General features: G+C 51.8%; 11 protein-coding genes. 6 read left to right on the top strand and 5 right to left on the bottom strand.

What is annotated here, in order from left to right:
* Positions 1-21: 21 nt before the first annotated feature.
* The gene (locus BMY16_RS08965) at positions 22-1,104 is read right to left on the bottom strand and encodes a glycoside hydrolase family 43 protein (protein WP_091841783.1); all 1,083 of its coding nucleotides are present in this window, start codon (positions 1,102-1,104) and stop codon (positions 22-24) included.
* Between the two features lie 132 nt (positions 1,105-1,236).
* On the opposite strand from BMY16_RS08965, the gene BMY16_RS08960 reads away from it, so the two are divergent.
* The 6 genes from BMY16_RS08960 to BMY16_RS08935 are packed head-to-tail and all read left to right on the top strand — an operon-like array spanning position 1,237 to position 9,167.
* Positions 1,237-2,463: an HD domain-containing protein gene (locus BMY16_RS08960; protein ID WP_091841781.1), complete on the top strand. Its 1,227-nt coding sequence runs from the start codon at positions 1,237-1,239 to the stop codon at positions 2,461-2,463.
* 43 nt (positions 2,464-2,506) lie between these two features.
* Positions 2,507-3,547 (top strand): UDP-3-O-(3-hydroxymyristoyl)glucosamine N-acyltransferase, encoded by a 1,041-nt coding sequence (gene lpxD, locus BMY16_RS08955; protein WP_091841780.1) that lies wholly within the window; start codon positions 2,507-2,509, stop codon positions 3,545-3,547.
* 11 nt (positions 3,548-3,558) lie between these two features.
* Entirely contained in the window at positions 3,559-4,953 is a 1,395-nt protein-coding gene (locus BMY16_RS08950; RefSeq protein WP_244513011.1) for a bifunctional UDP-3-O-[3-hydroxymyristoyl] N-acetylglucosamine deacetylase/3-hydroxyacyl-ACP dehydratase, read from the top strand.
* 58 nt (positions 4,954-5,011) lie between these two features.
* Positions 5,012-5,782 (top strand): acyl-ACP--UDP-N-acetylglucosamine O-acyltransferase, encoded by a 771-nt coding sequence (gene lpxA, locus BMY16_RS08945; RefSeq protein ID WP_091841778.1) that lies wholly within the window; start codon positions 5,012-5,014, stop codon positions 5,780-5,782.
* A 6-nt stretch (positions 5,783-5,788) separates the two neighbouring features.
* Positions 5,789-6,697, top strand: a complete 909-nt coding sequence (gene miaA, locus BMY16_RS08940; RefSeq protein ID WP_091841777.1) for a tRNA (adenosine(37)-N6)-dimethylallyltransferase MiaA — start codon at positions 5,789-5,791, stop codon at positions 6,695-6,697.
* Positions 6,681-9,167, top strand: coding sequence for a transglycosylase domain-containing protein (locus tag BMY16_RS08935; RefSeq protein ID WP_091841775.1), 2,487 nt, complete (start codon positions 6,681-6,683; stop codon positions 9,165-9,167). Before miaA ends, BMY16_RS08935 begins: the two co-directional genes overlap by 17 nt.
* A 36-nt stretch (positions 9,168-9,203) precedes the next feature.
* Here BMY16_RS08935 and BMY16_RS08930 read toward each other — a convergent pair whose 3' ends face one another.
* The 4 genes from BMY16_RS08930 to BMY16_RS08915 all read right to left on the bottom strand — a co-directional run bounded on the left by BMY16_RS08930 (position 9,204) and on the right by BMY16_RS08915 (position 12,880).
* Entirely contained in the window at positions 9,204-9,638 is a 435-nt protein-coding gene (locus BMY16_RS08930; RefSeq protein ID WP_091841773.1) for a hypothetical protein, read from the bottom strand.
* 104 nt (positions 9,639-9,742) lie between these two features.
* The gene (locus BMY16_RS08925) at positions 9,743-12,067 is read right to left on the bottom strand and encodes a YfjI family protein (protein ID WP_244513010.1); all 2,325 of its coding nucleotides are present in this window, start codon (positions 12,065-12,067) and stop codon (positions 9,743-9,745) included.
* Between the two features lie 2 nt (positions 12,068-12,069).
* Positions 12,070-12,456, bottom strand: coding sequence for a hypothetical protein (locus BMY16_RS08920; protein ID WP_139207180.1), 387 nt, complete (start codon positions 12,454-12,456; stop codon positions 12,070-12,072).
* Positions 12,457-12,604: 148 nt separating this feature from the next.
* Positions 12,605-12,880 carry a DUF3127 domain-containing protein gene (locus tag BMY16_RS08915; protein ID WP_091841770.1) on the bottom strand — a complete coding sequence of 92 codons (276 nt, stop codon included), beginning with the start codon at positions 12,878-12,880 and terminating at the stop codon, positions 12,605-12,607.
* Between the last annotated feature and the right edge of the window lie 32 nt (positions 12,881-12,912).

Below are 12,912 nucleotides of genomic sequence, written 5' to 3'. Positions count from 1 at the left end.
TCAATCTTCAATTTTCAATTTTCAATGTTTCTGCGCCCTGCTCCACTTCTCCAATCGTTTGTATTCCTTCTTCGTGAGTCGTAGGAAAGAGCCGTGTTGCGGACGGGCCACACCCTGAATATTCCGAGGAGAATGGAAATTGCGCATGTTCTCGTCAGCCAAGCAGAGACGGTAGTTCTTCGGATTCGAAGAATACTCGATATAACCAATCACCCAAGTCTTCTCCCCAGCCAATTGGAAGGCACTCACACCCTCACATTTCTTATTGCCTTCGAAGTTGACATAGTCATCCTCCACTGGTTCACCCCAAGGTCCTGTGAGCGCAGGAGCCGTAGCGGTGAAAAGTCCGGGTTTACCCCCTTCTTTCTTAATCATCATGTGCCACTTCTGATCGGCCTCCACCCAGTTGATATCGGCATCGATGGTGGCATATCCCCAATCGAAAAGCAACTGAGGCTGTGTGAGGGTAGTAAAACTCTCATCAGCATAGGAATAGTACATACGGTCATACTTCTCCTCACTGCGGTTCCACATCGAATAATAGACCATATACCCGCCTTTCTTACCATTGGGCCATACGTAATCCTCTTCCCACACGATTTGTGGTGCCCACACGCGGTTGATGGTCGACCAGTCGTGATAGACACTCTTCGCCTCAGGATTTGAGAAGATGCTGGCACCCTTCCGATAGTCAAGAGTAACCGAACGCCAGTGAATCAGGTCGTCGCTCGTCAGCAGGTCGATGCCGTAGTTATCCCACGTCTCCTTCTTTCCCAGACGATCGCGAGCCCCGACATTCATATCCGTACACACCATCAGATAACCCTTGCCATCGTGCTTGCGACAGATATAAGCATCACGCGTAGCCCCTTCGATACGGGCATGCTGGGCATCGCTGAAGATGGAGTCGCCATCCAGCAGATCGTGATAAGTAAAGCCATCACGACTGAGGGCATAGGCGGTCCAAGCCCTCCCGCGATCGTTCATATGACAATAGAGATAACCGTAGTCGCCCTTCTGCAGATTACCCTTCTGGGCCATCGTGGTTTGAGGGAAAAAGAGGAGCAATCCCGACAGAAGTGTTAAGAGTTGTAAACGTTTCATTTGATGAGTCTTTACTTGTTTTTTGCGCAAAGGTAAGGAAAATTATTGATAAATCCCAATTTAATTTGTTATTTTGCTCGATTTGTCGAGATTTATTTTGCATTTCGCCCGATTTGTAGTACCTTTGTGCCCATGAATGACGTTAAAATCATCAACGACCCCGTCTTCGGGTTTATCAGGATACCCCGGGGTCTGCTTTACAGCATTGTGGAACATCCGCTGTTCCAGCGTCTGAACCGTATCAACCAACTGGGTCTGGCTTCGGTGGTTTATCCCGGTGCCCGTCATACGCGTTTCCAGCATTCCCTTGGCGCCTTCCACCTGATGAGTGAGGCCATCCAGAACCTTCAGCAAAAAGGTATCTTCATCTTCGAATCGGAGGCCGAAGCCGTAGAGGCAGCCATCCTGATGCACGACATCGGCCACGGGCCTTTCTCACATGTGTTGGAGAATACGTTGATTCACGGTATCTCGCACGAGGAAATCTCCTTGATGATGATGGAGGAAATCAACCACTCGGTCAACGGACAACTCAATCTCGCCATCAGCATTTTCAAAGGCAACTATCCCAAGAACTTCCTTCACCAGCTGATATCCAGTCAGCTCGATATGGACCGTCTGGACTACCTTCGTCGCGACTCGTTCTATACAGGCGTTACCGAGGGCAATATCGGCTCGGCGCGAATCATCAAGATGCTCAATGTGGTCGACGACTCATTGGTGGTTGAACAAAAAGGTATCTATTCATTAGAGAACTATCTGACTACCAGACGATTAATGTATTGGCAAGTCTATCTTCACCGCACCTGCGTAGCCTACGAAAAAGTGCTGGTAAATGTGCTCATCAGGGCGAAGGATCTGATACGGATGGGACAGGATGTGTTTGCGTCCCCCGCCCTACACTATTTCCTCCGCAACGATGTCGATGCCAATTGGTTTGCCACCCATCCAGAAGCCCTCGCCAACTACGAGGAACTCGACGATAGTGACATCTGGAGCGCCATGAAGGCGTGGAAGCATCACGACGACAAAATTCTCTCCACCTTAGCCACAGATATGCTCGACCGCAAGATCTTCAAGGTGGAAGTCAGCGAAGAGTTGCCAACAGAGGAGAAGCTGGAAGAGATCACGTCACAGATTGCCCGTAAATTGAGCATCAGTGAGGCCGATGCCAGGAAGTATATGATGAGTCTGAACACCATCCAGAAAGACATGTATAATGTGGATGATGATAGTATCGCAATTCTTTACAAAAATGGCGACATCAAGGACATTTCCGAGGCCAGTGAATTGCTAAATGTTCAATTACTTTCTAAAAAAATTAGAAAATACTACCTGTGTTATCAGCGTTTTGAATAATTTTCATTACCTTTGCACGGATATTTAGAAACTTTTCAGAAATATGGAGTTTACAGCAAAACAGATTGCAGAACTGATACAAGGCAGAGTCGAGGGCGACGAGAATGCCACCGTCAATACTTTTGCCAAAATCGAAGAGGGTGTCCCAGGAGCCATTTCTTTCCTGTCGAACCCCAAATACACCCACTATATTTACGAAACCAAGTCGAGTGTCGTGCTCATCAATGAGGGCGTTGAATTGGAGAAGCCTGTTAGTGCTACGCTCATACGCGTGCAGAACGCCTACGAATGTGTGGCGAAGCTCCTGCAGTTCTACGAGTCGATGAAGCCCGCCAAGAAAGGTATCGACCCCTTGGCCAGCATCTCGCCGAAAGCCACGATTGGTGAGGATGTCTTCATCGGAGCCTTCGCTGTGATTGGTGATGGTGCCGTGATTGGCAAAGGTTCGCAGATTCATCCCCACGCTGTCATTGGCGATGGTGTCACCATAGGTGAGAAATGTCAGATCTTTCCCCATGTAGCCATCTATCAAGGATGCAAATTAGGAAATAACGTGACAATACATGCAGGCAGCGTGATTGGTGCCGACGGCTTCGGGTTTGCACCTAATCAGGAGGGTTACGACAAGATTCCGCAGATTGGCATCGTGGTGATCGAGGACAATGTGGAGATTGGTGCCAACACTTGTGTAGACCGTTCTACGATGGGTCAGACCGTCATCCATAAGGGTGTGAAGCTGGACAACCTGATTCAGGTGGCTCACAACTGTGAGATTGGCGAGAACACCGTCATGTCGGCACAGGCAGGTTTGGCTGGTTCCACCAAGATCGGTGCCTGGTGTATGGTTGGTGGTCAGGCTGGTTTCTCTGGTCACATCCAGATTGCCGATAAGACCTTCATCGGTGCCCAGTGTGGTGTGATTAAGAATACGAAGGGCAATGGTGAGTCGCTGATTGGTTCACCCGCCATGGATCCCAAGATGTTCTTCAAGGCCAAGGCCATCTATCCCAAACTGCCCGACATGTATCGTCAGATAGCACAGCTACAGCGTGAAATAGAAGAGCTAAAGAATCAAAAATCATAAATTCATAATTCATGAATATCAAGATGAAGCAGAAGACACTTAAAGGCAGCTTTTCCCTCTTCGGAAAAGGACTGCATACGGGTTTGAACCTCACCGTTACTTTCAACCCCGCCCCAGAGAATACAGGCTACAAGATCCAGCGTATCGACTTGGAAGGAGAGCCTGTGATTGATGCCATTGCAGAAAACGTGGTCGACACCCAGCGCGGCACCGTGCTTGGCAGAGGCGACGTTCGAGTATCAACTGTGGAGCACGGTCTCTCGGCCCTCTACGCTTTAGGTATCGACAACTGCCTGATTCAGGTGAACGGTCCGGAGTTCCCCATCCTCGACGGCTCTGCCATCAAGTATGTGGAGAAGATCCAGGAGGTAGGCATCGAAGAACAGAATGCCCCCAAGGACTACTATATCATCCGCAAGAAGATTGAGGTAAAGGACGAGAACACGGGTTCGTGCATCACCATCCTGCCCGATGAGGAATTCTCCATCACGGCAATGTGCTCTTTCGAGTCGAAGTTCATCAGCTCGCAGTTTGCCACCATCGACGACCCCCAGAAATACCCCACCGAGATTGCCAGTGCCCGTACGTTTGTCTTCGTTCGTGACATCGAGCCGCTGTTGCAGGCAAACCTCATCAAGGGCGGCGACCTGGACAACGCCATCGTCATCTACGAGCGTCAGACCACTCAGGAGCGTCTCGACATGCTGGCAGATATGCTGCACGTAGAGCATCGCGACGCTAACGATCTGGGATATATCCAGCACAAGCCCCTGCAGTGGGATAACGAGTGTACGCGTCACAAGCTGCTCGACATCATTGGTGATATGGCCCTGATAGGCAAACCCATCAAGGGTCGTATCGTAGCCACCCGTCCCGGACACACCATCAACAACAAGTTTGCCCGCCAGATGCGCAAGGAGATCCGCAAACACGAGATACAGGCCCCTATCTACGACCCCAATGAGGAGCCGGTGATGGACGTGAACCGTATCCGTGAGCTCCTGCCCCACCGCTATCCCATGCAGCTGGTAGACAAGGTGGTGGAACTGGGTGCTTCGACCATCGTGGGCATCAAGAACATCACAGCCAACGAGCCTTTCTTCCAGGGACACTTCCCTCAGGAGCCCGTTATGCCTGGTGTGCTCCAGATTGAAGCAATGGCCCAGTGTGGTGGTCTGCTCGTGCTCAACACCCTTGAGGAGCCTGAGCGCTGGAGTACCTACTTCATGAAGATAGATGGCGTGAAGTTCCGTCAGAAGGTGGTGCCCGGCGATACGCTCATCTTCAAGGTAGAACTGCTGGCTCCCGTGCGTCATGGAATCTCTTCGATGAAGGGTTATATCTTCGTAGGCGACCACATCGTGGCAGAAGCCACATTCACTGCCCAAATCGTAAAGAACAAGTAATCATAAAGCTCAAAGCTTAATGCTTAATGCTTAAAGCTCAAAGTTCAAAGCTCAAAGTATGAATCAGATACATCCTTTAGCCGTCGTTGACCCTGAGGCAAAACTGGGCGACAACAATATCATCGGACCGTTCTGCGTCATCGACAAGAACGTGGTGATAGGCGACAACAACAAACTGCTGAACAACGTGACCCTTCACTTCGGCGCCCGCCTGGGTAACGGCAACGAGATCTTCCCTGGTGCCAGCATCTCCACCAAGCCGCAGGACCTGAAGTTCCAGGGCGAGGAGACCACCTGTGAGATTGGCGACAACAACTCCATCCGCGAGAATGTGACCATCTCACGAGGTACCGCCTCCAAGGGTAAGACCGTCATCGGCAATGGCAACCTGCTGATGGAGAACATGCACGTGGGTCACGACTGTGTGATTGGCAACGGCTGCATCATCGGCAACTCCACGAAATTTGCCGGCGAGGTGATCGTCGACGACTACGCCATCATCAGCGCCACCTGCCTGTTCCATCAGTTCCTCCATGTGGGAGGTTACATCATGTTCCAGGGTGGCTCGCGCACCTCGCAGGATATTCCTCCCTACGTCATTGCCGGCAAGGAGCCCATCCGCTATGCCGGTGTGAACCTCGTGGGTCTGCGTCGCCGCGGATTCCCCAACGAGACCATCGAGGCCATCCACGATGCCTATCGTATCATCTACTCCAAGGGCGTGATGAAAGAAGGTGTGGCCGAAGCCCGCGCCAAATATCCCGACTCCAAGGAGGTGGATTACATCTGCTCGTTTATCGAAAACTCCAAGCGAGGCGTTATCCGCTAAAGAAGATTGGAAAAAACGCTGATAGTCATCACAGGGCCTACGGCGGTTGGAAAGACGGCTCTGTGCCTGGAGATTGCCAAACACTTCGACATCCCCATCATCAATGCCGATTCGCGCCAGATCTACCGCGAACTCCGTATCGGCACCGCCCAGCCAACGAAAGAACAGATGCAGGAAGTGAAGCATTACTTCGTGGGGACGCTGGGCTTGGACGACTACTACAGCGCATCGCTCTTTGAACAACAGGTGCTCGAATGCCTCGAACAGCAATTCCTGACCAGCGACTACGCCCTGCTCTCAGGTGGCAGTATGATGTATATCGATGCAGTCTGCGACGGTATCGACGACATCCCCACCATCGACGACGAGACGCGCACGCTGATGAAACAGCGACTGGCCGATGAAGGACTTGAGGCACTGGTTGACGAACTGAAACGACTCGACCCAGAGTACTACGAGATCGTCGACCGTCAGAACCCCCGGCGCGTGGTCCATGCACTCGAGATCTGCACGATGACGGGCAAGACCTACACCTCGTTCCGTAAACGGGAGAAAAGACAGCGTCCGTTCCAGATCATCAAGATCGGACTCAACCGCCCCAGGGAAGAGCTCTATGATCGCATCAACCAGCGCGTAGACCAGATGATGGCCGACGGCCTGCTCGAAGAAGCCAAGAGCCTCTATCCGCTGCGCCACCTGAATGCGCTGAACACCGTAGGCTATAAAGAGCTGTTCGACTATCTCGAAGGGCGCTGGCCACTCGAAGAGGCCGTAGAGCGCATCAAGGGCAACACCCGCCGTTACGCCCGCAAACAACTTACATGGTATAAGAAAGACGAACGCGTGAAGTGGTTCCACCCACAAGAAACAAAACAAATCATCAGTTACATATCCCACTATGAAAGAGAAGATTAGCGAAATAGCAAGCCGTTTGTGGCAGTATGTCAAAGGCATCTGGCCTTGGTATAAGAGTCTCTACAAGGGTCGTCCCTGGTACCTGAAAACCATTGTGGGCATCGTCTCCCTGATCGTGGCATTCTTCCTCTATCTGGGAGCCGTCGACATCAACTTCCTCTGGCTCTTCGGAAAGTCGCCCTCCATGTCCACCATCAAGAACAAGCGCCCTGCCGAAGCCTCGATGATCTACAGTGCCGACGGAAAGCTGATAGGCAAATTCTTCAGTGAGAACCGTACGCCCGTGACCTACGAAGAGGTGAACCCCGTTTTCTGGCGTGCGCTCATCGATACCGAGGACGAGCGATTCTTCCATCATCACGGCATCGACTATCAGGCCTTTGCGGCTGCACTCAAGGACTATGCCCTGCATCACGATGCACGCGGCGCCTCCACCATCACGCAGCAGCTGGCCAAAAACCTCTTCCGCACACGAAGCGAATACTCCACTGGTCTGCTGGGCAACATCCCCGGACTGAAGATGCTCATCCTGAAAAGCAAAGAGTGGATCACGGCCTACAAACTCGAATTCTTCTTCACCAAAAACGAGATCCTGACGCAGTATGCCAACACCGTAGACTTCGGTTCCAACGCTTTCGGCATCAAGACGGCCTGCAAGACCTACTTTAACTGCAAGCCCCAAGACCTGACGGCCGAGAATGCCGCCATCCTCGTGGGGATGCTCAAGGCCACCACCTATTATAATCCATTGATTAATCCTGAGAACTCACTGAAGCGTCGTAACATCGTATTAGACCTGATGCGCCAGCACAACGACCTCACGCAGGCCGAATGCGACTCGCTGAAGCTGATAGACATCAAACTCGACTACAGCGTGGAATCGGCCTACGACGGCGATGCCAACTACTTCCGTGAGGCTGTGGCCGACTATCTGAAAGACTGGTGCGAGGAATACTTCGACAACCGCAACGCCCTCTATACCGAAGGTCTGAAAATCTACACCACCGTCGACTCGCGCATGCAGAAATATGCCGAAGAGGCAGCCGTCAAGCAGATGAAACAGGTGCAGCAGACCTTCAATCAGCACTGGGGCTCCACCAACCCTTGGCAAGACGAGCGCCATCAGGAAATCAAGAACTTCATCGAAGACATCGCCAAGCGACAGCCCGTCTACAAATACCTCTCGAAGAAATTCGACGGCAACGAAGACTCCATCAACTACTATCTCAACCTGCCCCACCCTGTAAAAGTGTTCGACTACGAACATGGTAAGGTGGAAAAAGAACTCTCAACGCTGGACTCCATCCGCTACATGGTGCGCTTCATGCACTGCGGATTCGTGGCGATGGAACCGCAGACGGGACATGTGAAAGCCTGGGTGGGCGACATCGACTTCCACTCGTGGAAATACGACAAGGTGACAGCCATGCGCCAGCCCGGTTCCACCTTCAAGCTCTTCGTCTACACAGAGGCCATGAATCAGGGCATCACACCCTGCGACTACCGCAAAGACGAATACTTCTCAATGAAAGTGATGGATCACGGCAAGGAAGTCACCTGGGCGCCCACCAATGCCGACGGCCACTTCTCGGGTGCCAACATCTCACTGAAGCAGGCCTTCGCCATGAGTATCAATTCGGTGGCTGTGCGTCTGGGTCAGGAGTGCGGCATCGACAACATCGTGAAGACCGCCCACGACATGGGTATCCGCTCGAAACTCGACCCCACGCCCTCGCTCACCTTAGGTGCCAGCGACGTCAACCTGCTCGAGATGGTCAATGCCTACTGCACACCCGTGAACGACGGCAAGCAGATAGGTCCGATTCTCGTGGCCAAGATTGAAGACCGCGACGGCAACGTGATCTACGAAGCCCCCACTGAAGCCAAGCAGGCCATCCCCTACCGTTCGGCCTTCCTCGTACAGCAGCTGCTGAAAGGCGGCATGAGTGGCACCAGCTCCCGACTGATGGGATTCGTGGGCTACGACAAGGCTGCCGACACCGACTTCGGTGGTAAGACGGGTACGTCGAACAACCACTCCGACGCCTGGTTTATCGGCACCACGCCCAGACTGGTCTGTGGCGCATGGGTAGGTGGCGAATACCGTTCCATCCACTTCCGCACAGGTATGCTCGGACAAGGCAACCGCACGGCTCTGCCCATCTGTGGCTACTTCCTCGGTTCGGTGCTCAACGACCCGCAGTTCAAGAAATACCGCACCAAATTCCCCGCTCCTCACGACATCGACATCACCAATGCGATGTACGACTGTGGCGGCTACTTCAAGGCCCCTGCCGACTCCGACTCCATCGGTGTCGACTCCCTTGCAGTCAGCGACCCCGATGCCATGTTCCTCGACGAACACGGCAATCCCCTGCAGCGCCCCCACAAAGACCCAGAGCCCGCTGAAGCTGGTGAGCCCCAAGCCCACCAGCCCAACGGCGAAGCCACTGAAAAGAAAGAGGACTAAAACAAAAATCCCCAGCCGAGTGGCTGGGGATTTTGCTTAGTTCTCCGCGATACTTTCGCGGCTGAGGGTCCAGCCGCGGAGCATGGCGAAGTAGTCGATGTCGCTGGTACCGTTCTCTTGGATGGCCATCGCAGCGGCCACCATCATCCAACGGGCAGGACTCTCCATCGGGATGCCGATGGGCTCATCGGGCGGAATACCCGCAAGCTTCGACACGAACATGCTATACGCCTCGGTGTTATTCTCATGCGGCGGTGCCCACTTCTGGATAATCATCCGGATGGTGTAGAGGCGATACTTATGATAATAAGTACGCGTGAGCAACTTGAAGGCTGCCCTCCAGCCCCACTCCATCGACTTAAACACTACGAAGGCAGCATCGGTCTGCCTTTCGGCCTGACCCTGCCACTGATCCCTGCCTCTACGGATATTCAGTGGGTTACAATTCCTAAATCCTCTTGATAAACTCATTTTTCTTTAATCTTTATTCTTTTAGCTTTAAGCTTTATGATTACTTCATGCCTAAAGCTTAATGCTTAATGCTCAAAGCTTAATGACACTCATGACACATGACCTTAATGACCTACTTCCTGAACCTTATGATACTTTCCCCTTTCGGTCTGAACGATCAGCCCCTGCTTCTTCCAGTTCTTCAACATCTGCCGAACACTGTTGCCTGTAACACCGCTTCCCTTCACGCCGATACTGTGCTGCATAGCACACTCAAAACTGAAGTCCACATCCAATCGGGCAAAGATGGAGTCGTTCTTGCCCATGCGGCGGCGGTCGTTGTTGCCCGCATAGTCGCGACTCTTAAAAGCATTCTCTATACGTTCACGGAAGAAGTAGAGCGCTGTCTCTATCAGATAGTCGGCAATCACATCGTAGGCGTCCAACAGCTGCGGTGTCTGTGCTTTCTGCAGCATCGTCTTCCACAAGTCGGGCTGGGCTTTTAACACCTTCTCGGCACCGTTGTAGCCGTGTTTCTGAATCAGCTGTTCGCACACCCTGCAGAGCATCAGACAGCAAGTCATTCGCGCTGCCGTCACACAGGTTCTGAAACGCTGACGGGCCATGATTCGGTCGTCGCTCTTGATGGCCTCCAGTCTCACGTTCTCCACCCATTCACGACTCTTCTGTTCGAGTTTCGACAGCACCACATCGCCCTGCATCGTCATCAACAGGTGGGCCACCTGATGAATACGTTCTGCCTGACGATCGGTCAGCACGTAAAGGGTATCGCCTAAGGGGGTGTAGGTGTTGTCGGGTGTACGGGCCAGCGCGATACGACTCTGAAAACCGTCGGTGTAGTTGTTCACCACTCGGTAGAGAGCATCGGGTGTACCGCACATCACCACGTTCCACAACAGCTGCTTGATATGTACGTTCACCGCTTCGGCACTGCGTGCTTCGCGATCAAACCTGGTGCCGTCGTAACTCTGACGTAGCATCACCGAGAAATCGTTGATAGACGACTTCCATTTCTGGGCCACCGTATCGGCCTCGGGCGTAAACGAGAAAGCGTGTTTCCCGCCTGTGTTGGCCAGTCGCTCAGCCAGATTGGCTACGGTGTTGTTCAACGTCAGATAGCGCACGGGGAACTTCGGTTGCTCGGGTTGGTTCTTTTGGTTCTTCGCCAGCAGCTTCTTGGCCCGCCACTCGTCTTCCTGATCTTGATAAATTTGGTCCTGCAACGCCACCTCGTTTATCCAGGCATTAATCACGGGGTCTATCGAACCCTTACCGCTAGCAAAATCACCAGCGATATAGCTGATAAGATTCAGCGAGCTCTTCGTACCATGAACTTCCAGTCTGACACCCGAAGCCAGCATGCCAATCACCGGACAGATGGCCATCACCACAGGCATGGTGAGTGCTGGCCCCACAGCGTCTATTGAATCTTTCACACCCTGTGGCATCTTCGGCAGACGCTTGTAGTAGAAGCAGTCATCCTCCTGTACAGCATCATCGAGACTCTTCAAGTCATTGTCAAGATTATTGGCACCATTCATGCGGTCGCGTCTCACTTCAAAAAGCACGTCCTTCAACCGCTCGGGCATCTGCGTACGTTTCGCAGCCAAAGCCGAATCGATACACTTCATCTTCTGCGTCTGCGGGAATCTGTCGTAGCAGGGAATCACCTCGCCCAGCAGGTCGCGGTTGAATCCGCAGATGTGGCGCAGGTTCACGGCAAGTTCATACGTCAGTGAGTCACGGTTTTTCTCCACAGGCTCCCTTCCGTCATTATACATCTCCCACCACTTCGCGATAATCTCCGCATACGGCAAGCCGTCGTAGTCTTTTGAGAGCTTCGTAGAAGTCGGGCCATTGCTTTCTTCCGTATGAACATGGGGCTTCGCATCTACAACTTCTTCCACTTCTTCAATTTCAAAGATGGCATCATCGAGAAAAATCAGCTGATCGGAAGTCGTTGTGAAGAATACTCTTGTAATATCTTTTGCACCTTTATCGAAAGCGATTTCAAGCACTTCCGAAGCCCACGCAAGGTTCTCTTCTTGCGATAGTTCCGGCCTGCGACGGAACACCAGATGATAACCCTCACCACGAGCACTCTCTTCGAACATCAGCAGCCCCACCTCATCCTTCTTCGCCAAGATGCGAGTCTTTACGGCCTCCATCTCTTCATGAGGAATATGGTCTACATCCAATCCCACGGTGCTACTCATTCGTTTCGAACCCTTCAGACTTCCATCCTCATTGGGCAGACACGAATACACCATCTGAGTCAACTTATGCTTCAAGCCCTCCTCACCCGCACGTATGCGCTGTAAATAAGTTTTCTGGTCAGCACTATCCCTCTGCGCCAAATACTCTTCTCTATTCAGGATGGGCCGCATCATCTTCGGCCCACCCTCTTTATCAATCACATATACACTCATCTTCAATCTCCCAGATTCAAACTAAATAAGTCTTTTATTACTTTGCGTGCAATCATACTGGCCTGTCGAATCAATTCTCCTGGCAATTCGTTGACGCGACATTTTTCCATTCTGAACACGAAATACCAAACATCGTCTGTTCCTAACGAGAGCGATGCATTGTCTTCTCGATAGATGGGGTGATTACGCTTGCGCTTCGGCCGCTCTGTCATATAGATATTGCCGTCGTGCATGCCCTGCACCTTGAATACTCCCGAGAACGGTTTTAACTCCACATCCTCGCAGCACATAAAGTCTGCTGTCTTGAGTCCGTTCTCCAACTTGCTCACGGTCATCATGCCGTCAAGCGTTACTTCTCTCTTTACTGAAATGTTAACTATTTTTCTCATAATCTTGCGAATTTGTGAGTGAAGGGTTTGTGTCAGAATTTGGCCATTTTCACTACGTAGACTTCCTTCACGTCACCACTCCGCCCGATTGTTTAATCTTTAATACTCAAAGCTCAATTTCAAATTTTCAATTTTCAATCTTCAATTTTCAATGCTTAATAATTTCCGTCGCTACAACATCCATAAACGACTGTCCGTTAAACTCACGACTCTGGAATCGGAGAGTGGCTATCACGATGTCACCCTCGTTGAACTGCAGTGTCGCCAAATTACCCAAGGCTGCCACTGTGTAGGTCGGTTCAAACTTACCGCCCAACTCTTGCAACACCAGTGTGCGCTTATTCAGCACCCCACCCTCACTCTTCTCACTCTTCACTGCGAAGCACTCACCGCACTTCATCACTCTTAAAATCTTTGCTTCCATTTTTTCTTTAATCTTTTAGCTTTTATCTTTAA

The organism is Prevotella sp. ne3005, from assembly GCF_900110085.1.
Lineage (GTDB): Bacteria > Bacteroidota > Bacteroidia > Bacteroidales > Bacteroidaceae > Prevotella.
Note: the sequence above shows the minus strand (reverse complement) of the source record. Positions and strands in the feature narration are given on the sequence as shown.